The sequence below is a fragment of the Sphingomonas sp. AC522 genome (assembly GCF_979258125.1).
The window spans coordinates 1,177,728-1,199,956 of the sequence record NZ_OZ409836.1 but is presented as its reverse complement, the minus strand read 5'-3'; the positions used below and the strand labels follow the sequence as shown (position 1 = coordinate 1,199,956).

General features: G+C 65.8%; 21 protein-coding genes. 10 read left to right on the top strand and 11 right to left on the bottom strand.

Going from position 1 to position 22,229, the window contains the following annotated elements; translation table 11 throughout:
* The first annotated feature begins 64 nt into the window (after window positions 1-64).
* Window positions 65-1,090 carry a hypothetical protein gene (locus ACZZZM_RS06105; RefSeq protein ID WP_463594214.1) on the top strand — a complete coding sequence of 342 codons (1,026 nt, stop codon included), beginning with the start codon at window positions 65-67 and terminating at the stop codon, window positions 1,088-1,090.
* A complete protein-coding gene (locus ACZZZM_RS06100; protein ID WP_463594213.1) occupies window positions 1,087-1,914 on the top strand; it encodes a hypothetical protein in 828 nt (275 codons plus the stop codon). The genes ACZZZM_RS06105 and ACZZZM_RS06100 overlap by 4 nt, the downstream gene beginning before the upstream one ends.
* Window positions 1,915-2,091: 177 nt before the next feature.
* On the opposite strand, the gene ACZZZM_RS06095 is transcribed toward ACZZZM_RS06100, so the two are convergent.
* Window positions 2,092-2,625: a DUF4142 domain-containing protein gene (locus ACZZZM_RS06095; protein ID WP_463594212.1), complete on the bottom strand. Its 534-nt coding sequence runs from the start codon at window positions 2,623-2,625 to the stop codon at window positions 2,092-2,094.
* A 128-nt stretch (window positions 2,626-2,753) separates the two neighbouring features.
* Between ACZZZM_RS06095 and trmB the strand changes: the two genes are divergently transcribed.
* Window positions 2,754-3,434 carry a tRNA (guanine(46)-N(7))-methyltransferase TrmB gene (trmB, locus tag ACZZZM_RS06090; RefSeq protein WP_463594211.1) on the top strand — a complete coding sequence of 227 codons (681 nt, stop codon included), beginning with the start codon at window positions 2,754-2,756 and terminating at the stop codon, window positions 3,432-3,434.
* On the opposite strand, the gene ACZZZM_RS06085 is transcribed toward trmB, so the two are convergent.
* From ACZZZM_RS06085 to ACZZZM_RS06075, 3 genes are all read right to left on the bottom strand, one after another.
* Window positions 3,431-3,904, bottom strand: a complete 474-nt coding sequence (locus ACZZZM_RS06085) for a DUF1579 domain-containing protein (RefSeq protein ID WP_463594210.1) — start codon at window positions 3,902-3,904, stop codon at window positions 3,431-3,433. The genes trmB and ACZZZM_RS06085 overlap by 4 nt on opposite strands.
* Before the next feature lie 62 nt (window positions 3,905-3,966).
* On the bottom strand, window positions 3,967-4,737 hold the full coding sequence (xth, locus tag ACZZZM_RS06080; RefSeq protein WP_463594209.1) for an exodeoxyribonuclease III: 771 nt from the start codon (window positions 4,735-4,737) through the stop codon (window positions 3,967-3,969).
* 34 nt (window positions 4,738-4,771) lie between these two features.
* The gene (locus tag ACZZZM_RS06075) at window positions 4,772-6,199 is read right to left on the bottom strand and encodes a hypothetical protein (protein WP_463594208.1); all 1,428 of its coding nucleotides are present in this window, start codon (window positions 6,197-6,199) and stop codon (window positions 4,772-4,774) included.
* 196 nt (window positions 6,200-6,395) lie between these two features.
* Here ACZZZM_RS06075 and ACZZZM_RS06070 point away from each other — a divergent pair, with 196 nt between their 5' ends.
* Window positions 6,396-7,922 (top strand): CpaF family protein, encoded by a 1,527-nt coding sequence (locus tag ACZZZM_RS06070; protein ID WP_463596394.1) that lies wholly within the window; start codon window positions 6,396-6,398, stop codon window positions 7,920-7,922.
* A gap of 27 nt (window positions 7,923-7,949) precedes the next feature.
* Window positions 7,950-9,083: an aspartyl protease family protein gene (locus ACZZZM_RS06065; RefSeq protein ID WP_463594207.1), complete on the top strand. Its 1,134-nt coding sequence runs from the start codon at window positions 7,950-7,952 to the stop codon at window positions 9,081-9,083.
* Window positions 9,084-9,090: 7 nt separating this feature from the next.
* Here ACZZZM_RS06065 and ACZZZM_RS06060 read toward each other — a convergent pair whose 3' ends face one another.
* The gene (locus ACZZZM_RS06060) at window positions 9,091-9,279 is read right to left on the bottom strand and encodes a hypothetical protein (RefSeq protein ID WP_463594206.1); all 189 of its coding nucleotides are present in this window, start codon (window positions 9,277-9,279) and stop codon (window positions 9,091-9,093) included.
* 53 nt (window positions 9,280-9,332) lie between these two features.
* Between ACZZZM_RS06060 and ACZZZM_RS06055 the strand changes: the two genes are divergently transcribed.
* Window positions 9,333-10,130: a class I SAM-dependent methyltransferase gene (locus ACZZZM_RS06055; RefSeq protein WP_463594205.1), complete on the top strand. Its 798-nt coding sequence runs from the start codon at window positions 9,333-9,335 to the stop codon at window positions 10,128-10,130.
* A gap of 50 nt (window positions 10,131-10,180) precedes the next feature.
* Window positions 10,181-11,236, top strand: a complete 1,056-nt coding sequence (locus ACZZZM_RS06050) for a methyl-accepting chemotaxis protein (RefSeq protein WP_463594204.1) — start codon at window positions 10,181-10,183, stop codon at window positions 11,234-11,236.
* Between the two features lie 29 nt (window positions 11,237-11,265).
* On the opposite strand, the gene phaR is transcribed toward ACZZZM_RS06050, so the two are convergent.
* Window positions 11,266-11,838, bottom strand: coding sequence for a polyhydroxyalkanoate synthesis repressor PhaR (gene phaR, locus ACZZZM_RS06045; RefSeq protein WP_463594203.1), 573 nt, complete (start codon window positions 11,836-11,838; stop codon window positions 11,266-11,268).
* Between phaR and ACZZZM_RS06040 the strand changes: the two genes are divergently transcribed.
* Together ACZZZM_RS06040 and ACZZZM_RS06035 are read left to right on the top strand one after the other, a co-directional pair.
* On the top strand, window positions 11,837-12,922 hold the full coding sequence (locus ACZZZM_RS06040; RefSeq protein WP_463594202.1) for an alpha/beta hydrolase: 1,086 nt from the start codon (window positions 11,837-11,839) through the stop codon (window positions 12,920-12,922). The two genes, phaR and ACZZZM_RS06040, sit on opposite strands and share 2 nt — an antisense overlap.
* A gap of 29 nt (window positions 12,923-12,951) precedes the next feature.
* Window positions 12,952-14,127: an acetyl-CoA C-acetyltransferase gene (locus ACZZZM_RS06035; protein ID WP_463594201.1), complete on the top strand. Its 1,176-nt coding sequence runs from the start codon at window positions 12,952-12,954 to the stop codon at window positions 14,125-14,127.
* A 32-nt stretch (window positions 14,128-14,159) separates the two neighbouring features.
* Here the strand turns inward: ACZZZM_RS06035 and ACZZZM_RS06030 are convergent, their stop codons facing one another.
* The 3 genes from ACZZZM_RS06030 to ACZZZM_RS06020 are packed head-to-tail and all read right to left on the bottom strand — an operon-like array spanning window position 14,160 to window position 18,344.
* The gene (locus ACZZZM_RS06030; protein ID WP_463594200.1) at window positions 14,160-15,182 is read right to left on the bottom strand and encodes an alanine racemase; all 1,023 of its coding nucleotides are present in this window, start codon (window positions 15,180-15,182) and stop codon (window positions 14,160-14,162) included.
* Between the two features lie 43 nt (window positions 15,183-15,225).
* A complete protein-coding gene (locus ACZZZM_RS06025; RefSeq protein ID WP_463594199.1) occupies window positions 15,226-16,776 on the bottom strand; it encodes a hypothetical protein in 1,551 nt (516 codons plus the stop codon).
* A complete protein-coding gene (locus ACZZZM_RS06020; protein WP_463594198.1) occupies window positions 16,773-18,344 on the bottom strand; it encodes an MFS transporter in 1,572 nt (523 codons plus the stop codon). Before ACZZZM_RS06020 ends, ACZZZM_RS06025 begins: the two co-directional genes overlap by 4 nt.
* 146 nt (window positions 18,345-18,490) lie before the next feature.
* On the opposite strand from ACZZZM_RS06020, the gene ACZZZM_RS06015 reads away from it, so the two are divergent.
* Complete coding sequence (locus ACZZZM_RS06015; RefSeq protein WP_463594197.1) at window positions 18,491-20,533, top strand: TonB-dependent receptor plug domain-containing protein; 2,043 nt, start codon at window positions 18,491-18,493, stop codon at window positions 20,531-20,533.
* Between the two features lie 36 nt (window positions 20,534-20,569).
* Here the strand turns inward: ACZZZM_RS06015 and ACZZZM_RS06010 are convergent, their stop codons facing one another.
* On the bottom strand, window positions 20,570-21,436 hold the full coding sequence (locus ACZZZM_RS06010) for an NAD(P)H-hydrate dehydratase (RefSeq protein WP_463594196.1): 867 nt from the start codon (window positions 21,434-21,436) through the stop codon (window positions 20,570-20,572).
* Window positions 21,433-22,212, bottom strand: coding sequence for a histidine phosphatase family protein (locus tag ACZZZM_RS06005; RefSeq protein WP_463594195.1), 780 nt, complete (start codon window positions 22,210-22,212; stop codon window positions 21,433-21,435). The genes ACZZZM_RS06010 and ACZZZM_RS06005 overlap by 4 nt, the downstream gene beginning before the upstream one ends.
* Window positions 22,213-22,229 lie beyond the last annotated feature (17 nt).

The following is a 22,229-nucleotide window of genomic DNA, read 5'->3' as shown; positions in this document are numbered from 1 at the left end:
TTTTCGTTTGTTTGCTTGCATTTGCCCCGCCCTGGCATAGCCTCTCCGCCAAGGGGAGTTTATCATGCGCCTGTTCAATTTCGCCGCCCTGCTGCTCATCGCCGGGGCTGCGATGCCCGCCGCGGCGCAGGACGCGATCGTCATACCCGCGACCGCATCGTGGAAGCATGCCGCGACGGGGCTGATCTTCCGCTCCGAAATCGCCGGCCTGCCGCGCAGCAAGATCAAGGACAGCGGCAAGTCCGAGCTCGATGTGATGATCGACTACCGAACCCCGTCTTCGACACTGTCGATCTTCGTCTTCCGGCCCGCGCTCACCAGCGTGCCGATCTGGTTCGACCGCGCGGAGACCCAGATTTTCAAGGGCGATCATCTGCGCGGCGCCACGCCGCTCGGCCCGCCGCGCGCATTCGCGCCGCCCCGCGCCACGGCAGCATCGGCGCTGCGGCGCGCTTATGTGCCCGTGAACCGCGAAGTGACGAGCACCGGGCTGGCCGTAATTCCCCTCGGCGAGTGGCTCGTCGCGTTGCGCCTGTCCTCGAGCGAGCTCGATCCCGCCGCGCTCGAAGCCAAGCTCGATGCAGCCATTGCGGGCATCCGCTGGCCCGACGGCGTCGCGGAATCCGCTCCTGCGGTGGTGATACCCGCTTGCCCGGGGCAGCTCGCTTTCTCGAAAAAGGCCAAGCAGAAGACGCCCGACATGGCGGATGCGCTGATCGGCGCCACGCTCATGGGCGTGGTCGCGGAAAAGGTCGAAAAGGGCGAGAAGGGCACGCCGATCGACTGGTGTCGCGAAGGCGAGCCGACCACCGAATACGGCGTCTATCGCGACGCGAAGAGCACCGATTCCTACACGATGGCGCTCGGCGATGCGGGCATGACGGTGGGGGTCTCGAAGGGGTTTGCGCTGAGCGGCAAGGGCGAAAACTATATGCTGATGCTCGGCGCCCTCGATCGCACGCTCATTTATCCCTCGTTCGACAGGCTCCCCACGCCCGATCTCGCCCTCAAGGCGGTGGAGGGCTCCTCGCCGATTTCGAGCACCACGCGCGGCGGCAAGGACGTCACCATCGGGATGCCGTCGAAATGAGAGGCTGGTTCGCCTCCCTCGCGCCGCTCGCGCTCATCGCTGCGCCAGCGGTGGCGCAGGATAGCGTGTCGGAATCCGAAGAGGCCGCGGTGCAGATCGCGCTCAACCGGGGTGCGCTGCTATATTATTACGACCAGGCCGCATGGCACGGCACCGATGACATGCTCGCCAAGATCGGCGCGCGGAGGAGCGAGATTGGCGGCTGGATCGTCGATGGCTCGTCCAACGATTCCGCGGTGATCTTCTACGACAAGAACGCAGCCGATCCGCACGCGCTCTACATCGCCAGGTTCGAAGGCTCGAAGCTGGTTTCCGGCCGCGTGCTCGAGGCGAATGACGACCGCACGCTTAGCCCGGAACGCAAGCGGATGATCGCCGCTCTGACGGCGGCGCGCGAAGCCATGCGAAAGAGCGATGTGGCGCCCTGCACAGACAAGCCCTTCAACACCGTGGTACTGCCGCCCGAGACCAAGGACGGCCCCTTTTTGGTCTATTTCCTCACGGCGCAGGTCAGCAACGATGCGATACCCGCGGGCGGGCATTACAGCGTTCCGGTCTCTGCCGACGGCAAGGTCGGCCCGATGCGTTCGTTCACCAAATCCTGCATCGCCATGCCGCTAAAGGCGCCGAAGGACGGCAAACCGGTGGCGCTCGTGGTCTCGCACCTGCTCGACCCGACCCCCACCGAGATTCACATATTCTCGATGCTCGCCGCGCAGAAGCCGCTCTACGTGATCACCGGCAGTGATCGTTTCTGGAAGATCGAGGCGAGCGGCGGCCGCCCTCGCATCACCTTGCTAGATCCCTCCAAGATCAAGAAATAGGCCTACCGCCCGCGCTCTTGGAAGCGACGTTGACCAGTGCCTCGCTCGTCAGCCCGGCCAAGCCGGCCGCCGCACCCAGCGCGGCGTCGGCCCGTTCGATCCGCCCTGCCCGCCTCGCGCCGGGCGGCGCCTTTATTGATCCTGCCATGCGGGCGATACCCGCATGGCAGCCGAGGGCTACCGCACGCGAATGGCTTCTACTCGGGCGATATGGCGCTGGATGATCGGAACCGCGGCCGTCGCCGCGGTGCGCAGCGCACGTCCGTCGCCGCGTTCGGAGAAGTTCATGTGCAGCCGCAGCGCTTCTTCATGCGCGGTACGCTGCTGATCGAGAAAGGCCTGGTCGAAACCGCGCGAGGTGCGGTTGAGCACGGCGATCATCGCGCGCTGGTGCGGCTCGAGCGCCGGCGGGGTCACGCGCACGCGGTCGCGGCGTGCGGCGGCGGTCACATCGCGCGTGGTCATGCGGTGATGGTTGATCAGCATCGTCGCCAGACTGCGAACCTGCTGGTTGCGCGACTTGCGTAAAGCGATCTGCGAGGACTGGATCTCGTAGAGATCGCTCGCGCCGGCCTTCATCACATAGCGCATGCCCTGTTCGGGAGTGGGGTCGGTGGCGCGTCCGGGGCCGTGATGATCCTGCGCGGAAACTGCGGGGGCGGCGAGCATCGGAGCGGCGGCCGCCACCAGAATCGCGAGTGCAAACTTCATGGGTAATTCCTCCTGTAGCGTGCGCTCAACCCGCAGCCCACGCCTCCGTTCCGCAGCTTAACCCTTGTTAGAACAGGGGAAATTGCCATGGTTCCCTGAGCGCCCTTGCTCGGCTAAGCGCGTGCCCCATGAACGATCCGACGACCATCCGCCGCCTCTATGGACGCAGCACCGGACGCAAGCTGCGCATCGGCCAGGCGGGGCTGGTTGAGGATTTGCTGCCGCAAGTCAGCGTGCCCGACGAAGGTCCGCTGGACGCCGAGACCTTGTTCGGAACCGATTGCCCGCTCGAATTCGAGATCGGCTTCGGCGCCGGCGAGCACCTTGCGGGCCAGGCGGCGATGCGCCCCGGCCACGGCTTTATCGGATGCGAGCCGTTCCTGAACGGCGTGGTCGGTGCGCTGATGCACATTCGCGACGGCGACCTCGACAATGTCCGGCTGCACATGGGCGACGCGCTCGAAGTGCTCGAGCGGCTGCCCGACCACAGCCTCGATCGCCTTTATCTTCTCCACCCCGATCCCTGGCGCAAGGCGCGCCACGCCAAGCGCCGCATGGTCAATCACGGCCCGCTCGACCTGATCCACGCCAAGCTCAAGCCCGGCGCCGAGTTCCGCCTTGGCACCGACGACCCTACCTATTGCCACTGGTCGATGATGGTGATGAACCAACGCCGTGATTTCGACTGGCAGGCGAAGACCGCCGCAGACTTCCTGACGCGGCCGGAGGATTGGCCCGAGACCCGCTATGAACGTAAGGCGCGCAAGGCCGGCCGCGAAGTCTGGTATTTCCGCTATTTGCGGGTCTAGCCCGCGCGGGTGAACTCCATCACCCAATTCACTTCCCAGCTCGCTCCACCGTCGTCGGAAAAGGCTTGCTCCCAGCGCGCGCTGTTTCCGGTGATGTGGCTCCAGCGGAAGCGGATCGCGATCGGCCTCCCGCCCAGCACATCCTCCGCCAGGAAGGTGCCGATGCCATTTTCGAAGCGCCCTCGCACCGGCACATCGATGCTGGCCGGGCTGCGGCCGTCGAGCCACCAGATCGACCACAGCCCGCTCGCCGCATCGAATGCGCGCAGCGCGGTCGCGTGATAGGCACCGGCCGGATCGTCGAGCGCATTGTCTTCGATATTGCCCTGCCCGTCCAATATCGGCCTGGCGCTGCACGACCCGTCAAATTCGTCCCATTCGCTGCATCCGGTCAGCCGCGTGCGCAGCTTGCGGTGACGGACATGCCAGCGGCCTTCCTGCCACGCGAAGTCGTTGTTGTTGTCGGTCATACGCGAAATCCCTGCTGCGGATTTCGCTGTCCTAGCCCATCCTACCTGACAGACTGCGTCAGTTATTCGAACTCGATCCACACCGGCGCATGATCGCTGGTTTTATCCCAGCCGCGCACGAAGCTATCGACCTGCGCGTCCCTCAAGCGCTTGGCCGCCGGTGCATTAAGCAACAGATGATCGATCCGCAGCCCGGCGTTGCGGCCATAGGCGTTCCGAAAATAGTCCCAGAAGGTATAGATCGTCTCGCCGGGGTGGAGATGCCGCAGCGCATCGGTCCAGCCCTGATCGAGCAGGCGGAAATAGGCCGCCTTAGCCTCAGGGGCGAACAGCGCGTCGTCGGTCCAGCGCTCGGGCTTGTAGACATCCAAATCGGTTGGCATGACATTATAATCGCCCGCGAGCACCACCGGCGCGTCCATCCCGATCAGGCTCTCGGCGTGGAGGATCAGCCGCTCCATCCAGCGCAATTTATAGTCGAACTTAGGTCCCGGCTTGGGATTGCCATTGGGCAGATAGAGCCCGCCGATCAGCACGCCGCCGACCGCGGCCTCGATATAGCGGCTGTGCGTGTCTTCATCCTCACCGGCAAGCCCGCGCCGGGTCTCGACCGGATCGCAGCCCTTGGCCAGGATCGCAACGCCATTCCAGCTTTTCTGGCCCTGCCAGATCGCGCCATAGCCGGCATCGCGGATCGCGGCTTCGGGGAATTTCTCGTCCGGCGCCTTCAATTCCTGAAGGCACACCACGTCCGGCTGGGTTTCGGCCAGCCACCGCAGCAGCACCGGCAGCCGCCCGTTGACGCCGTTCACATTATAAGTCGCGATCCGCATTCCGCTTGATGCTTGGGCGCCGCGATCGGTTCCCTCAGAGCCCGGCAATCCAGGCGCGGATCGCAGGCGTATCGGCCATGTCGCCGGTCCAGGCATGCTTGGGCACCGCCGGCACGTTCGATCCGCGCTTGCGCCCGCGATAGACCTTCATCGGGATCCACATTCGCCCGCCGCTCGCCAATTTCTCCTGGCGGATCTCCATGTAGAGCGTGTCGGCCGAAGTCTCCTGCCCCAGCTGCGCTGCGCCGAGCCCGGTAAATATGTCGACCGCGTCGAGGCAGGCGGACCCGCAGCCGAAATCAGTGAGCACGAAGCTGCGCGCGCTGACCCGCGGGGCATTGGCATCGGCACGCGGTGTCGTGCCCGGTGCCGCTCGAAACAGCGCGTCGCCGCGCTCGCGGGCACCGCGCAGCCCAATCTCGTTGGTGACGGCCCATTGATAGGCGTCGGGATTGGTCTCGCGGCTGCGCCCGAAGCGCTCCACATAGCCCGCCACCGTATCGTAATTCGCTTTGGATGCACGCCATTCGACCACCGAACCGGGCACGGCGCGATCGGCGGCGGCCACGCCCCATAGCGATCCCGCGATCATGCTGCTCCAGTTGGACGAGCCACCATTATTGCCGCGCAAATCGAACACGATCCGCGGTGCCTGGCGGATCTCCGGCGCCCAGCGTGCGACTTCGGCAACGACTGCGCTGAGTGCGCGGCCGTCCTTCGATTCGGGATCGCTGTCGAACGAGCCGAGATTGATCCACACCGTCCCGTCAGCCAGCCGCTCGACTCCGATGTTCGTGGTGAAGCGCTTGCCGACCGCGCCCGCGAGCAATTCGGTTCGCTTTGCCGCTTCGATCGGACGCCATTTGAGCGCCACGGCCTGCGATTTGCCGCCGCTCGCGAAGGTGCAGCTCTTGATTGCGCCGAGCCACGGGTTTTGCGGCGGCAGGAACAATTGCCCGCTCTGCGCTTCGCGCCGGCTGCGCAGCTCCCAGCGCCCGGCGAAATGCCCGATCCGCCGCTCGGCGAGCGCATCGGCGGCGGCACCGTCGCACGCGGCCAGCACCGCGCCGACCGGCACTGCAGCTTCCTCGCTCGACACGACAACATGCCGCCCATCGCGCAGCGCGGTGACGAAACCCGGCCAGGCATAGGCCCAGGGATAATTCTTGCTCGTCTCGGAATCGGCATCCACGCCCACATGCCCGTCGTCGAACGCAGCACTCAGTTCGCGCAGCGCCCATACGTAGTGCGCAAAGCTGCTCGCGGTCTTTGCACGCAGCATCGCCTGCGCATAAGCGCGCTCCAGCATCGGCCTGAACCCGGGATTTTCCTTATCGACCGGTCCGGGATGCGAATCGAGCACGGCGTCGCGGAACGCCGTCGCCTCGGTCGCCAGCCGGGCGCCCCAATCGGACTCGGCAGGCGCGGCCTGGAACAGCAGCAAGGCGGCGAGCACGGACATTGGACTCTCCCCGGTAACTTTCGCGTGAATTACACCCGCAACACACGCGAAGGAAGCAATTTCGTTTACGCCTGTAATCGTATGATCGCGAAAGCCGGGCGTTTTGGTTAGGCAATTCTCAAGCCTTGGCCGCTAACTCTCGGCTTCACTGGGGACGACAGGGTTTGATGTGAGCGCATTCGGACGACGCAGCGGAATGGGGGGAGGCACCGGCGGACGGCCGGCCTTCGGTGTCGCGCGCCCGATGCAGGGCGGCGCCGCGCCGCGCCAAGCCGATCCGCTCCTGCCCGGCGGCGAGCAATTTCCGCCGATCAACGTTCCGCTTCCTGGCGCCGGTCCCGTCGATGCCATGGCCGAACGCGATCCGGCAGGGCCGAGCGTTGCGACCGGCGACGCGCTACAGCGCCTTGCCGACCGTCAGGCGACGTCGGGCGATGCCGGCAACAGCCGCGTCGAGGGCTTCGAAGCATCGATCCACCGCATCAAGGAACAGGTGCTGCCGCGCCTGCTCGAACGCGTCGATCCCGAAGCCGCGGCGACGCTTTCGAAGGATGAGCTGGCCGAGGAATTTCGCCCGATCATCGGCGAAGTCCTCGCCGAGCTCAAGCTCACGCTCAATCGTCGCGAGCAGTTCGCGCTCGAAAAGGTGCTGGTCGACGAGCTGCTCGGCCTCGGGCCGCTGGAGGAGCTGCTTTCCGATCCGGCGATCACCGACATCATGGTCAATGGCCCCGAGCAGACCTTTGTCGAGCGCAAGGGCAAGCTCGAACTCGCCAACATCAATTTCCGCGACGAGGAGCATCTGTTCCAGATCGCGCAGCGGATCTGCAACTCGGTCGGCCGCCGCGTCGATCAAACCACCCCGCTCGCCGACGCCCGCCTCAAGGACGGCTCCCGCGTTAACGTCATCGTGCCGCCGCTGAGCTTGCGCGGCACTGCGATCTCGATTCGTAAGTTCAGCGCCAAGCCGATCACCCTCGACATGATGGCGCAGGGCGGATCGATGAGCACCAAAATGGCCACGATGCTCAAGATCGCCGGCGCCAGCCGCTTCAACATCGTCATCTCGGGCGGCACTGGCTCGGGCAAGACGACGATGCTCAACGCCTTGTCGAAGATGATCGACCCCGGCGAGCGCGTGCTGACGATCGAGGACGCCGCCGAACTTCGCCTGCAGCAGCCGCACTGGCTTCCGCTCGAAACCCGCCCGCCGAATCTCGAGGGCCAGGGCGAAATTACCATCCGCGATCTCGTCAAGAACGCGCTGCGTATGCGCCCGGACCGCATCATCCTCGGCGAAATTCGCGGCTCCGAGTGCTTCGACATGCTCTCGGCCATGAACACCGGTCACGATGGCTCGATGTGCACGCTCCACTCCAACTCCCCGCGCGAAGCGCTGGCGCGTATGGAGAACATGGTGATGATGTCGGACATCAAGGTGCCCAAGGAAGCGATCTCGCGCCAGATCGCCGACTCGGTCGACCTGATAATCCAGGTGAAGCGCCTGCGCGACGGTTCGCGCCGCATCACCAACATCACCGAAGTGATCGGCATGGAAGGCCCCGTCATCGTGACGCAGGAGCTGTTCAAGTTCGAATATCTCGACGAGAGCGCCGACGGCAAGATCATCGGCGAATACCGCTCGATGGGCCTGCGCCCCTACACGCTCGACAAGGCCAAGCAGTTCGGCTTCGACCAGGCGATGCTTGAGGCGTGCCTCTAAGCTTCGAAACGCGCTAAGGCAGCGCGAATGCTCTCGCTCCTTGCTCTCGCTGCCGCGCTCCAGGAACCGGTCCTAGCCGCGGACAGCGCCGCGCGCTGGGTGCCCTTCGAGCTGAGCGCAGGCAATCAGATCCGCTTCTCGATGCAGGCCGGCGGTCAGGCCGTCAGCGCCGTGCTCGATACCGGCATCAGCCACACCTTGGTGTCGCGCGGGTTCGCGACTTCGCTGCGCCTCAAGCCGAGAGGCGATGGCCGGGCCGCTGCGGTCGGCGGCGCGGTCGCAATCGATTGGGCCGATTCACCCGATCTTGCCCTCGGCGGGCTCAAGCGCAGCGGTGGCCGGGTCATCGTGACCGAATTGCCGGCGATGCCTGGGGGCACTGCCGATATCTATGTCGGTGCGGACCTGCTCGCCTGCTGCGCGCTCGACATCGACTATGCCGCGCGCCGCTTCCGCATCCTGCCGAGCGGGCTGATGCCCTTCACCGGCGACACCGCGCCGCTTGCCCAGATGCGCGGCTCGGGCGCGTTCGTCACCGAGTTCGCGATTGACGGCCACCGCCTCCGCCCGATCCTGGTCGATACCGGCGACGGCTCGTCGCTTACGCTCACGCAGCAGGCATGGCTCGCCGCCCGCCCCGCCGCGGCGCGCGTCACCACCACGCTCGGCTATGGCGCAGGCGGCGCGCTGGTCAGCGAGGCCGCGATCCTCCCCGGCGTCACGCTTGGCGGCCGCACCACCGGCGAGACCGAAGTCCGCATCGATGCGCTGGGCGGTTTCTCGCAAAGTGCCGGCATGGCGGGGCGGGTCGGAAGCGGGCTACTGATGCGATACCGCGTGCTGCTGGACCCGCGGGCCGGGCGCATGATCCTTCGCCCCGATCCCCATGCGGCGCTGCCGCCGCTGCGCTCGACCAGCGGAATGCTGCTCGATTATGCCGAGGGAGCGCTCAAGATCCTCCACGTCATGCGTGGTTCCCCGGCCGAGCAGGCCGGCTGGAAAGCCAACGAGCGCATCTGCGCCGCAGACGGCGTGCCGGTGCGCGAGGATGTCGAAGCCGATGGCAAGGTCGAGTGGACCATCGCCGAGCCGGGCCGCATCGTCCGCCTCCGCGATTGCGACGGCCGCGAACGCCCGATTACGCTGAGGCTGTTCTACTAACCCCTGCCTAGCGGACGTGCAGCGCAACGCTCGTCAGGATCAGCGCCGCAAGCATCGCCAGCACCTGGATCAGCGGCCATGGCATCAGCCCTACCCGGTCCATGTCCTTCCGCCGCTTGCGCCGATGCTCGCCAAAGCCCGCAATCACCGCGACCAGCAGCGACAGGGCCACGCCCGTCCACAATTCCTGTTGCATCGAGCGCCCGTTTCCCCGCACTTGCCCGGAGCATATCTAGGGAGAGAAGATCGATGCGCCAGCCCCTCGCCATATTGGCGCTCACCCTGCTTGCCGCTTGCGCCACCACGGCCGACCATCGCCCCGCCATCGACGCGAGCGTCGCCGCGCCGACGCGCACGCCCGCCAACATCGCCCGCGATCCCTATCGCCACCCCGCCGAGACGCTCGCCTTTTTCGGAGTGAAGCCCGGCGACACCGTGGTCGAGATCTGGCCCGGCGGCGGCTGGTACACCGAGATCCTCGCCCCGCTGACGCGCGGCAAGGGCAGCTATTTTGCCGCCGCGCCCTGGCCAGACGGTTTCAAGGCGGTCCAGGCGCTGCAGGCCAAGGACTATGCGACCTATGGCCATATCAAGGTCGCTGCCTTCCCCGCCGCGCAGGGCCAGCCGCATGTGCCCGATGGCAGCGCCGATGTCGTGCTGACCTTCCGCAACGTCCATAATTGGCGGATGGGCTATCAGCGCAAGGGCGTGGATTACTCGATGGAAGCCTTCGCCCAAATGTACGCGATGCTCAAAAAGGGCGGCGTGCTGGGAATCGAGGACCACCGCCTGCCCGAGGACGCCAGCAGTGAGCGCGAGAAGAGCAGCGGCTATATCAAGGTCTCGACTGTACGGACGCTGGCGGAAGCCGCCGGCTTCAAGTTCGTCGGCGCGTCCGAAATAAACGCCAACCCCAAAGACAGCGCCGACTGGCCCGACGGCGTCTGGACCTTACCGCCCAGCTATCGCCTCAAGGACAAGGACCGCGAGAAATACGCGGCGATCGGCGAGAGCGACCGGATGACGCTAAAATTCGTCAAACCATAGCTAAGCGGCTGAAACACCGCGCGTTAACCATTCGGGCGTAGCCTTCCCGGATGCCGCGCCGCATTCGATCCCTGCTGTCCGTTCTCCGCGAGGAAGTGGAAAGCTACGCCGCCACGAGCGAGGAAATCGCGACGCGCACCAATTTGCTGGCGCTCAATGCCGCGATCGAAGCCGCCCGCTCGGGTGAGGCCGGCCGCGGCTTCTCCGTCGTCGCGCAGGAAGTGAAGGCGCTGGCGCAGCAGGCGCGCATCGCCTCCCATGAATTTCGCTCCGAAGTAGGCGAGCGACTGACAATGGGCGCGGGCATTGCCGACGAAATGGTCGGCGAGATCGAAGGCAGCCGCCTGGTCGAGCTCGCTCAGGCGCTGATCCAGAACGTCACCCGCCAGCTTTATGGCCGCAGCGTCGATCTGCGCCTGATCGCATCGGATGCCGAGATCGTCGCCGCAACGCTCGATCCTTCGCCGGAGAATATCGCTGCCGCCGATGCCCGGCTCCGCGTCCTCACCGAGACCTCGCCTTATTACGTCACCGCGTTCGTCGCCGATGCCGAGGGCCGCGTCGTCCTCTGCTCGAACCCGCATGCCCGCGTTCGCCAGACCAATCTCGCCAACGCGCCGCAATTCACCAAGGCGATGTCGAGCTGGCGCAGCCAGGATTGGTTCACCGACGAAGTCTGGCAAAATCCCTGGTCCGATCACCGCGCCGTGCTCGTCTTCGTGACCGGCATCCGCGCGCGGAGCGCTGAGGGCGTGCCCGCGGGCGCATTCTATCTGGAATTCGATTGGGAGAGCCACATCCAGGCGATGATCTCGGACAAATCGCTGTTCGGCGAGCGAGATTGGGCGCGCACCCGGATCAGCATCGTCGACCAGTCTGATCGTGTCGTCGCCGATTCCTCGGGCTCGCGCTATGGCGAGACCGTAGCACTTCCGGCCAATGCCGTGCGAGGCGCCGAAGTCCGCGGCGACTCGACCATAGCCTTCGCCACCGCCCAGGATTATCTCGGCTTTGGCGGCCTCGGCCTGCGCTGCGTCATCGAACAGAAGATGCTGAGCGAGGAAGAGATCAAGGCCGCGCTGGGCGGACTAAGGGCGCGGCGCTAGCTTCTCCCCTCCCTAAGAGGGAGGGAAACTTACTTCCCAAGCTTCTCGATCTTGTCCTGCAACCGCGCCAGTTCCGCCTTGAGCGCCGAGACATCGTCTCCGCCCGCCGCAGGAGCCGGCGCCGCAGCCACAGCCCCTGGCACGCCGCCTTCGCCCGGCTTGAACGCACTCGTCGCCGCTTCGAACATCGCCAAATTGCGCTTGGTCATCTCGGCGAACGGCGAATTGGCGAAGGCGCCTTCCACTGCGGTCTTGAACTGCTCCTGGTTGCGCCGGAAGCTCTCCATCGAGGCTTCGAGATAGCCCGGCACCATCGCCTGCATGCTGTCGCCATAAAGCGAGATCAGCTGGCGCAGGAAGTTGACTGGCAGCATCTGCGATCCGCCGACCCGCGATTCCTCTTCCATGATGATCTGGGTCAGCACATTGTGTGTGATATCGTCGTCGGTCTTGGCATCGACGACCTTGAAGTCGCGGCCTTCGCGCGTCATCGCCGCGAGATGATCGAGCGTGATATAAGACGAAGTCTCGGTGTTATAGAGGCGACGGTTCGCATACTTCTTGATGATGACCGGACCGTTGCCAGGTGCTGATTTCTTCATGGGGACCCCGCCAGTGACTGAAGGTCACCTAACATCCTTTCATGCCGCATCGCAACACGGCCCACGCCCCCTGCCCCTGTTTCTTTCCCTGCTGCGCAGCGAAACTGCAGCATCGCCCGCGCGGCGCCTTGCAGCACTGGCCGGATTGAAGGCCTATCAGCAGGCCGAGCGCCCGCCCGTGCGCGTTCCGCGTCCGCATATTGCCGAATCGGGCCGGGCACGGCTGCGCGATTATGGCGGCTCGGGTCCGCCAGTCGTGTTCGTGCCGTCGCTGATCAATCCGCCCTTCGTTCTCGACCTGGCCGAAGACAATTCGCTCCTGCGCTGGCTCGCGACCCAGGGCCTGCGTCCGCTGCTAGTCGATTGGGGGAGCCCGGGTCCCGAGGCCCGTAATGAGGGTCTCGACCATCATATCGAGCGGCTCCTGTTGCCTCTGCTCGATTCGCTCGGCGAGCCGCCACTGCTCGCCGGCTATTGCCTCGGCGGCACCCTCGCGATTGCCAGCGCCTGCCTCCGCCCCGTCTGCGGCGTGGCAACAATTGCTGCACCCTGGCGCTTCGCGCGCTATGGCGATCTCGCACGTGCAGCCATTGCGGCGCAGTGGGAAGCGGCGCAGCCCGCCTGCGAAGCGCTGGGGCTGGTTCCGATGGAAGTTCTGCAATCGGGTTTCTGGCAACTCGATCCCGCGCGCACCATCGCCAAGTTCGAGAAATTCGCTGCGATGGAGCTTGGCAGCGCCGCGGCGCGCGGCTTCGTCGCTCTCGAGGATTGGGCCAATGCCGGCGCGCCGCTTACTTATGCAGTGGGGGAGCAGATGTTCGACCGCTTCTTCGCCTCCGATCGCCCGGGCAGCGGGCGCTGGTGGGTCGGCGGCACCCGCATCCTCCCCGCGCGCCTCGCCTGCCCGGCAATCGAGTTCATCTCCGCGACCGACCGCATCGTTCCCGCCGCCAGCGCGATCGGCCTGCCCGAGCACCGCACGCTTCGCTCGGGCCATGTCGGCATGGTCGTTGGCGGCCGCGCACAGGCCGAGCTGTGGGAGCCGTTGCGCGACTGGCTAATCGCCGCAGCGCACACTAGGTAGAGAATAGCAATTTCCGGAGCCTGAACCCCATGAGCGATATCGTCATCACCGCCGCCAAGCGCACGCCCGTCGGCAGCTTCCTCGGCGCCTTCGCGAGCACTCCGGCGCACGAACTCGGCCGCATCGCGATCGAAGCCGCGCTCGAACAGGCCGGCGTCAAGGGTGAGGACGTCAGCGAAGTGATCCTGGGCCAGGTGCTCACCGCCGCGCAGGGCCAGAACCCCGCGCGCCAGGCATCGATGGCCGCCGGCGTCCCCAAGGAAGTGCCGGCCTGGGGCGTCCAGCAGGTCTGCGGATCGGGCCTCCGCGCAGTCGCTTTGGCCTATCAGGCAGTCAAGACCGGCGATGCCACGATCGTCGTCGCGGGCGGGCAGGAGTCGATGTCGATGTCGACCCATGCCCAGTCGCTGCGCCCCGGCACCAAGATGGGCGATCTCAGCCTGGTCGATACGATGATCAAGGACGGCCTGACCGACGTCTTCAACGGCTATCATATGGGCATCACCGCCGAAAATCTCGCCGAGCAATATCAAGTCACCCGCCCCGAGCAGGACCAGTTTGCCGTCGCCAGCCAGAACAAGGCCGAAGCCGCGCGTTCGGCCGGCAAGTTCAAGGACGAGATCGCCCCGGTGACGATCAAGGGCCGCAAGGGCGACACGATCGTCGCCGACGATGAATATATCCGCGCCGGCGCCACCGTCGAAGGCGTCGAGGGGCTCCGGCCAGCCTTCAAGAAGGACGGCACTGTTACCGCCGCCAATGCCTCGGGACTCAACGACGGCGCCGCCGCATTGGTCGTGATGAGCCGCGAGGAAGCCGAGAAGCGTGGGAGCCCGATCCTGGCAGTCATCAAGAGCTGGGCCTCGGCCGGCGTCGATCCCTCGATCATGGGCATCGGCCCCGTCCCCGCCTCGAAAGCCGCGCTCGCCAAGGCCGGCTGGACCGTTCAGGATCTCGACCTGATCGAAGCAAACGAAGCCTTTGCCGCACAGGCGCTGTCAGTCGGCAAGGAGCTCGGCTGGGACGCCGACAAGGTCAACGTCAACGGCGGCGCCATCGCCATCGGCCACCCGATCGGCGCGAGCGGCGCCCGCGTCCTCACCACCCTCATCTACGAAATGCAGAAGCGCGACGCCAAGAAAGGCCTCGCCACGCTCTGCATCGGCGGCGGCATGGGCATCGCCATGTGTCTGGAGCGGGACTAATTCGATCCTCCCCCGCCAGGGGGAGGATTTCATCACTCCCAAACCCGATCAAACCGCGGTCCCAGCCCAGTGATCAGCTCATATTGCGAAAGCCCGCTCAGCGCCGCGGTCTCGGGCAGCGGGTAATCGAGCGAAACCCAGTCGCCCTCGACCAGCCCCGGCATCGCATCCACGTCGATCGCTACCAGATCCATCGAGACGCGCCCGATCAGCGGCAGCGCCACGCCGTCTGCGCGGGCCATGCCCTTGCCCGAGAAGCAGCGCAGATAGCCGTCGGCATAGCCCAGATTGAGGATCGCCACTTCCATGTCGCGCGGAGCCGTGAAGGTGAGGTTGTAGCCCACGCCCTCGCCAGCCGGCACGCGGCGGCGCTGGAGGATCTGGGCCTCGGGCGTAACCACTTGCGCGATCCCCTCATGCCCGGCGCATTGGATGCCGCCGTATAGCGAAATCCCCGGCCGGGTCAGGTCAAAGGCATAATCCGCCCCCAGCGCGATCCCCGCCGAATTGGCGAGGCTCAGCCGCTTCGCCGACGTCCGCCCCTTGAGCCCCGCGAGCGCGTCACGCTGCCGGGCGTTCATCGGCACGTCCTCGTCCGCCGAAGACAAATGGCTCATCAGCGTCTCGATCTGCAGCCCGTCGAGCAGGCCCTGCGCGATTTCCTGCGGCGACACGCCCAGCCGGTTCATGCCGGTATCGACCATCACGTCGCACTCCTGCCCGGTCGTGCGCCAGCGCTGCACCTGCGCCGCCGTATTGAGCACCGGCCGCACATTGGGCAGCCTATGCGGATCTTCCTCGCGAACGCCGTGAAGCACCGATACCGCCACGCCGAGATCGTCGATCGCCGCCGCCTCTGCCCAACTCGCCACGAAGAAATCGCGGCATCCCGCCAGCGCCAGCCGCTGGACGACTTCGCGCGCGCCCAGCCCATAGCCATCGGCCTTTACCGCCGCGCCGCACGCCGCAGTTCCGCTCATCGCGGCAAGCTTGCGCCAATTGGCGATCAGCGCGTCATGGCTCAGGCGCAGGCGAAGGGGGGGGATGCCGCTCATCCTCGTGTCGATAGCCAGCCCCTGCCGGTCCGTCGATAGCGGCTCAGCGTACGCCCGCCCGCCACCGGGCCAGCGCCGGACGGTATCCCGGCCCTGGATCGCGTGCCAACGCATCGAAGCGTGCCGCGACTTGCGGATCGCCGAGCAGCGAGGTCAGTGCGCGGTGCTCGTCCGAAACCGCGCCGCGGCCATTGCTTCCGAACAGCTTGATCCGCAGCATGTCGAGCAGCAGCGAACTCCGCGCCTGCTCGTCTTCCATCTGCGCTAGGATGCGCTCGCGCAGCACTTTGCGGTCGCCTCCGCAAGTCACCGCGATCTTCACTGCCCCGCCATTTCCGGAATAATCGCGCACTACGCGATCGAGCAATTGCTGACCGCCTGCATCGCCCAGATGAAGCTGCGCGCAGCCGCGAAGCGCGACGAAATAGGCATGCGCGGCAGGCGAATCCAGGCCGCCCGCATCGGGCACATAGCGATCGAGCAGCGCCATCGCCTCAGCCGGCTTGTCATAGACTATCAGCCACAGCGCCAGGTTCGGCACCACGTTCCACAGCCCCGGAATGGCCTGTGGCGATCCGCCGACTAGCAATGCGCGCAGCGGCGCAGTGATCACGCTTTCGCGCGTCTCGCCCGCGGCGTTGCGCATCTCGGCAAGGCGAACCGCGGTGATGCTTTCCTCGAAGCGTTCCGGGGTAGCGAGCGCCGGGTTTGCCAGGGATTTGGCAAGCAGCGCGATTGCCTCAGCACGGCCGCCGGTGACATTGAGGGCATAAGCCAGGCGGATCGCGCTCGCCATGCTCGGGGCAGCATCATGGTTCTGCCGAACCTTATGGAGGAAAGCGACACGCTGCGGCTCGAGCGTACCCGATGTCAGCCGCTCGATATCGCTCCATAGCGGCGCAAAGCGCCGATCGACCAGCATCTTGAGCAAGTCATCGGGGTCGAGCACCGCCGGCAGGCCTGCGCGCGCCTTTTCCGTATCGCCGCGCGCCAGCCGCCGCGCGATAACGTCGCGCATCAGTCCGGAATAAAAGGCGGGATCCTCGGCACCGCACGCGCTGCCGGTCAGCGCTTCGATCAGTTCGGCGCGCACATCGTCGAGCGCCCGGTCATAGCTCAGCACGCGCAATTCGGTGCGGATCGGGCCGGTAGTAGTGGTGTCGCAGACCTGCATCCGACGCGGATCGCTGCGGATCGCATCGGCGACCAACGTGTAACCCGGGCGCGGCTTGCCGTCGGCGATCAGCAGCCGCCCTTGCGCCAACTTGGCAGTCGATTGCTCGGGCAGTCGCGCATAGCATTCTTCAATCGCAGGGCGTGCCTTGGCATTGTCTCGGCCGAGCATCCGCAGCCCGTAAAGGCATTTAATCCAGGCGCGAAAGCGCGTCGGGCGCTGCAATTGCGCGATGACCTGCTCGGCCTTGGCGAGCCCGCCGGCGAAATCGCCGCGCCGCTCGGCCTCGGTCGCCTCTTTCAGCAGCGGCAGCACGACGCGCTCGTCCCGCTCGGCCACGATCGGTGCGTTGGGATCGGCCTGTTGCGCAGCTGCCGGCAGAGCCAGGAAAACCGCCGCCGCCACCGCCCATCGCTTCACGCGTGCTTCTCCTCGCGCAGGCCGAACAGGGTCACGATTAGCGCCATCGCCACCACGCCCATCGTATACCACAGCCCCGCATAGGGGTCGCCCGTCCCCACCACGATCCACTGGCTGATAAAGGGCAGGAAGCCGCCGAAATAGCCGGTGCCGAGATGATAGGGGATAGACATCGAGCTGTAGCGGATCCGCGACGGAAACATCTCACTGAGCAAAGCCGCAACCGGGCCATAGGTCGCGCCCGAAAGTGCCATCAGCACCAGGATCGCCAGAACGATGATGGCGATGCTCGAGGCGCCGGGCGTGACCGGCTTGAGATCATAACCTGCCCGCGCCAGCGCCGCGTCGAGCCCGGCATTGCTGGTATCGGCAATGCGCCCGCCGCCAACCGTCACGTCGATCGCCGATGCCTCGGCCTTGGTATAGGGCACGCCCTTCTTGGCGAAATATTCGAGCAGCCGCCCGCAATCTTCCTTCTGCTTGGCGGCAAAGGGATCGTAGCCGCAATGCGGCCCGGATATCACCACCGGCGCGCGGTGCGCCGCGGCGCTCAGCCCGGGATTGGCATAGCTGCCGATCACCCAGAACACCGGGAACAGCAGAAGCAGCGTCAGCGCATAGCCCCAAACAATCGATTTCTTGCGCCCGATCCGATCCGAGAGCGATCCGAAATAGATGAAGAACACCAGGCCGATCATCGCCGATCCGCCGGTGATCAGCTGCGCCGAGGTCGCATCGACATGCATCTGCGCCTGGAGGAACGACAGCACCGAGAACATCGCCGTATACCAGATCACCGTCAGCCCCGCCGCGATCCCGAACAAAGCGACGAACAGCCGGCGCTTGTTGCCCGGATAAGTGAAGCTCTCGACGAACGGGTTCTTCGCGGTTTCGCCCGCTTCCTTCATTGCCTTGAACACCGGGCTCTCGGAAAGCTTGAGCCGCATCCACAGCGAGACCGCGAGCAGCACCACCGAGAAGACAAACGGCGCGCGCCAGCCCCATGCGTCCCACACATCGGCGAGCGCCGCCTTGAACAGCAAAACCACGGCCAGGCTGAGGATGAACCCGCCGACCACGCTCGCCTGGATGAAGCTGGTGTGAAAGCCGCTGCGCCCGGCCGGCGAATGCTCGGCGACATAGATCGCCGCCCCGCCATATTCTCCGCCCAGCGCCAGCCCCTGCGCGATCCGCATCAGCAGGATCAGGATCGGCGCCGCCATGCCAATCGCGGCATAGCCCGGCACCAGCCCGATCCCCGCAGTCGCCAGGCCCATCACCGTGATCGTGACCAGGAAGGTATATTTGCGCCCCAGCTTGTCGCCGAGATAACCGAACAGAATCGCACCCAGAGGCCGGAAGCCGAACCCTACGGCAAAGGTCGCCCAGGCGAGCAGATTGCCGAGCACTTCATTGTCGGAAGGGAAAAAGGTCCGCCCGAGGATGCCGGTCGTGGTCAGCGTTCCCCAGATGAAGAAATCATACCATTCGAAGATCGTGCCCAGCGACGATGCGCTGATCACTTGCCGCATCTGCTTTGCGCTCGGTTCGGCCCCCGCGATCGCCATCTGCTGCCCTCCCCATGGCATTTTGCCAAACCTTAGCGCGCCGATGCGGGGCGGCAAGGCTGTCATTTCGTTCAGCTTCAGTGCAGCAATGCACTAGCACACCAGCAATAGATCCGACACAGACCGGACGCTGGGGAGAAAAGGGCATGACTCGCACGCTTGCATTGGCCGGTACTGCCCTCGCCGCGTGGCCCTGCTTCGCCGAAGCGCAGGAAACCGCCACTCCCGCGCCAGCGGAAACCGCACAGACCGGCGTACTCGTCTATCCCCCCGAATTCTTCGCGAGTTCCAGTCCCAACACCGCGTTCGAGATGATCCAGCGCGTGCCCGGCTTCGGGCTCGATACCGGTAATGCCGATGCTCGCGGGCTGGCAGGTGCCGCAGGCAATGTGCTGATCGACGGCAGCCGGCCTTCGTCCAAGACCGACAATCTGTTCGAGATACTCCGCCGTACCCCCGCCGCCAGCGTCGAGCGGATAGAGCTGATCCGCGGCGGCGCGCCCGGCATCGACATGCAGGGCCGCTCGGTGATCGCCAATGTCGTGCTCAAGCGCACCGCGAGCACGCAGATGGCGCTCGAAACCAATGTCTATCTCTATCGCGACGCCTATGCCGGCCCGCTGCTCAAGGGCCAATATTCGCGCCGCAATGGCAATGACCAGACCGAGATCGCCTTCTCCGCCACCACCGATCGCACCGGCGGCACCTCCGCGGGCACGCGCCTCCGCTACGATGCCACGGGCGCGCTTTTCCAGACCGCCGATCTCGATCTGTGGGACCGCTATCGCAACGGCAATCTGCGCGGCTCGGTCCAGCGCCGCGTCGGCGGCGGCAAGCTGCGCGTCAATGCGCTGATCGATTATACCAATTTCAACAACATGCAGGATATCGCGATCCGCTCCGGCCCCGGGCTCGGCGAGCACAACCAGGACGTGAACCACAGCTGGAACGGCGAACTCGGCGCGAACTGGACCCGCGTCTTGGATCCGCGCACCCAGCTCGAGCTGATCGCGCTCCAGCGCGGCGAGCGCCAGCGCTACGACAGCTCGTCGAACAACACCGGCGGCGCGACTTCCGAATTCGATATCGACGCAGACAGCGGCGAAAGCGTGCTGCGCGGCACGCTCAAGTTCCGCCCGAACGACCGCTGGGCGTTCGAAGGCGGCGGCGAAATCGCGTATAATTTCCTCGATACGTCGAGCAGCTACAGCCAGAACGGCGCGCGCGTGGCGCTGCCCAATGCCAATGTGCTGGTCAGCGAATTGCGCGGCGAGACCTTTGGCCAAGGCACCTTCCGCCCCAGCGCCAATTTGACCGTGGAGGCCGCGCTCCGCGCCGAATTTTCGCGGATCAGCCAGACCGGCGACACCGACAAGTCGAAGCAGTTTTTCTACCCCAAGCCGCGCCTCCAGCTCACCTGGGTTCCCGGCGCCGGCCACCAGATCCGCCTGCGCGCCGAGCGCAGCGTTGGCCAACTCAATTTCGGCGACTTCAGTGCCTCGACCGAGATCAATCTCGGCACCGTTTTGGGCGGCAATGCCGATCTTGTGCCGCAGAAGAACACCGTGTTCGAAGCGCTGTACGAGCGCCGCTTCTGGGGCAAGGGCGCGATCGAAGTCTCGCTCGCGCATTCCCAGCTCGACGATGTCGTCGACGTGATCCCGCTTGCCGGCGGCTTCGATGGCGTCGGTAATATCGGCAGCGGCACGCTCGATCTGGTGACCAGCCGCCTCACCTTGCCACTCGACAGGCTCGGGCTCAGCAACGCCATGCTGATATCGCGCTTCACCTATCAACGCTCAAGCGTCACCGACCCTTTGACCGGCGACAACCGCCGCCTCTCGCGCGAAATCGCCTTTGGCTGCGGGATCAGCTTCAACCAGGATCTGGAGGGCGGCCGCTTCGCCTACGGCCTCGAACACGGCTGCAACCAGGATGTCTACACCGCCTATCGCGTCCGCGAAGTCCGCACGATCGACAACCAGCCCTTCGTCTCGATCTACGGCCAGTGGAAGCCGAACCCGAAAATGACCGTCCGCGTCGATCTCGGAAACCTCACCAATTTCCGTCTGGTCAACGGCCGTGAAGTCCATTCCGGCCCGCGCAACACCACCCCGATCCTGTTCCGCGAAAGCCGCGCGCTACGCCAGGGACAATATTTGTTCGTGCAAGTCCGGCACGTGCTCTGACTAAAAAGCCCCTCCTCTTCAGGGGAGGGGCTCAGATCAGAACTCCGCCATCAGCCCCGGCACTTCGCCCGGAAGCTCGCGCCCCAGAAACCCCAGCGGCCCCACGCGCTCGGCCAGCAGCCGCCCCGCCTCGCCGTGCAGCCACACGCCCCACGCCGCCGCCGCCCGCGGATCCGCCCCGCGCGACAGCAGCCCACCGATAACGCCCGCCAGCACATCGCCCGAGCCGCCCGTCGCCAGCCCATGCCCGCCGCCCGGATAATGCAGCGTCTCCGCGCCCGGCGCCGCGATCCACGTCTCGGCAGTCTTGAGCACCACCACCGCATCGAAACGCTTGGCCGCCGCCTCGGCAAGCTCGGGCGAGGCATCCTTGGCGTCGCAGTCCATCAGCGTCGCCATTTCCCCAGCATGCGGGGTAAACACCAACCGCCCCTGCCACCTGCGCAGCGCCGCCTCCCGGTCCGCCGCCGCTCCGATCATCGCCGCGTCGAGCAGCAGCGCGACTCCCTCCTTGGGATCGGCTAGAATTGCGTCGAGGATCGCCCCCGCTTCAGCATTAGGCCCCATGCCCGGCCCGAGCACCAGCGCGTCGCAGCGCTCCATCAGTCCGGCCACCGCCTCGCCTACCGCCGCGTTCAACTCGCCCTTGCCGTTCACGCCTAAGCCGAACACCGCCGCCTCGGGCATCGTCATCCCAAGCATCCCCGCGCTCGCCTCCGGACCGCCAAGCTGGACCTTGCCCGCCCCCGCGCGAAACGCCGCCTCGCCGGTCAGCCGCAATGCCCCGGGCACGGTCTGTGACCCGCCGACCGCGAGCACCCGCCCGCGCTTGTTCTTGTCGGTACCGCCCTCAGGCTGTGGCAGCGGGTTGGCAGTAAGCCAGTCGCGGTCGATCTCGATCATCCGCGCGCCGCCACCATCGCATCGGGCGCGCTGGTCACCGCGGCTTCGGGATCCTCTTCCATCGGCGCCGTGACATTGTAGCGAACCAGCGTCAGCCCGCCGTCCTTCCCGGCCTCCGCATCATATTCATATTCGGTGATCGAGCAGTTCGCGACATCGCCTTCGCGGTCGATCGCCAATATCTCCGCCTCGCTCAGATTCTCGAGGATGTAGCGCAGGCACAGCACCACCACCTGATGCGCAACGATCATCACTTCGCGCCCGGCATAATGGAGCGAGACCGTGTCGAGCAGCGCCCGCAGCCGGAAGATCACGTCGCACCAGCTCTCGCCGCCCGGCGGCCGGTGATAGAATTTGCCCAGCAGCCGGCGGAATTCGGCCTGTTGCGGGACCTCGGCATGAATGCCGGCGGTGGTCAGCCCGTCGAGGATGCCGAACTCCTTCTCGCGCAGCCGTTCGTCGGAACAGATTCGCTCCTCCGGATCGCAGCCGCCCGCGGCGCGAAAGCGCTCCGCGGTTTGCTGCGCGCGGAGATAGGGGCTGGCGAGGATGACCTCGGGCACACCATTGCCCTTGCCTTCACCAAACCATCGCCCCAGCGCTTCGGCCTGGGCAAAACCAAGCTCCGAAAGCGGCACGTCGACATCGCGCACATCGAGCGCGATCCGATGCGCCCCGGCCTCATCCGCTGCATCTCGCGCGACATTTCCCGCGCTCTGCCCGTGCCGCACGATCCAAAGCCGCGCAGGCCAACGGGATTGTTTCGCATTCGTCATGCGAACAGGAATGCGGG

Coding starts and splice junctions, on each gene's coding strand:
- ACZZZM_RS06105 (WP_463594214.1), top strand. CDS start 65: ATGCGCCTGTTCAATTTCGCCGCCCTGCTGCTCATCGCCGGGGCTGCG.
- ACZZZM_RS06100 (WP_463594213.1), top strand. CDS start 1,087: ATGAGAGGCTGGTTCGCCTCCCTCGCGCCGCTCGCGCTCATCGCTGCG.
- ACZZZM_RS06095 (WP_463594212.1), bottom strand. CDS start 2,625: ATGAAGTTTGCACTCGCGATTCTGGTGGCGGCCGCCGCTCCGATGCTC.
- trmB (WP_463594211.1), top strand. CDS start 2,754: ATGAACGATCCGACGACCATCCGCCGCCTCTATGGACGCAGCACCGGA.
- ACZZZM_RS06085 (WP_463594210.1), bottom strand. CDS start 3,904: ATGACCGACAACAACAACGACTTCGCGTGGCAGGAAGGCCGCTGGCAT.
- xth (WP_463594209.1), bottom strand. CDS start 4,737: ATGCGGATCGCGACTTATAATGTGAACGGCGTCAACGGGCGGCTGCCG.
- ACZZZM_RS06075 (WP_463594208.1), bottom strand. CDS start 6,199: ATGTCCGTGCTCGCCGCCTTGCTGCTGTTCCAGGCCGCGCCTGCCGAG.
- ACZZZM_RS06070 (WP_463596394.1), top strand. CDS start 6,396: ATGGGGGGAGGCACCGGCGGACGGCCGGCCTTCGGTGTCGCGCGCCCG.
- ACZZZM_RS06065 (WP_463594207.1), top strand. CDS start 7,950: ATGCTCTCGCTCCTTGCTCTCGCTGCCGCGCTCCAGGAACCGGTCCTA.
- ACZZZM_RS06060 (WP_463594206.1), bottom strand. CDS start 9,279: ATGCAACAGGAATTGTGGACGGGCGTGGCCCTGTCGCTGCTGGTCGCG.
- ACZZZM_RS06055 (WP_463594205.1), top strand. CDS start 9,333: ATGCGCCAGCCCCTCGCCATATTGGCGCTCACCCTGCTTGCCGCTTGC.
- ACZZZM_RS06050 (WP_463594204.1), top strand. CDS start 10,181: ATGCCGCGCCGCATTCGATCCCTGCTGTCCGTTCTCCGCGAGGAAGTG.
- ACZZZM_RS06040 (WP_463594202.1), top strand. CDS start 11,837: ATGGGGACCCCGCCAGTGACTGAAGGTCACCTAACATCCTTTCATGCC.
- phaR (WP_463594203.1), bottom strand. CDS start 11,838: ATGAAGAAATCAGCACCTGGCAACGGTCCGGTCATCATCAAGAAGTAT.
- ACZZZM_RS06035 (WP_463594201.1), top strand. CDS start 12,952: ATGAGCGATATCGTCATCACCGCCGCCAAGCGCACGCCCGTCGGCAGC.
- ACZZZM_RS06030 (WP_463594200.1), bottom strand. CDS start 15,182: ATGAGCGGCATCCCCCCCCTTCGCCTGCGCCTGAGCCATGACGCGCTG.
- ACZZZM_RS06020 (WP_463594198.1), bottom strand. CDS start 18,344: ATGGCGATCGCGGGGGCCGAACCGAGCGCAAAGCAGATGCGGCAAGTG.
- ACZZZM_RS06015 (WP_463594197.1), top strand. CDS start 18,491: ATGACTCGCACGCTTGCATTGGCCGGTACTGCCCTCGCCGCGTGGCCC.
- ACZZZM_RS06010 (WP_463594196.1), bottom strand. CDS start 21,436: ATGATCGAGATCGACCGCGACTGGCTTACTGCCAACCCGCTGCCACAG.
- ACZZZM_RS06005 (WP_463594195.1), bottom strand. CDS start 22,212: ATGACGAATGCGAAACAATCCCGTTGGCCTGCGCGGCTTTGGATCGTG.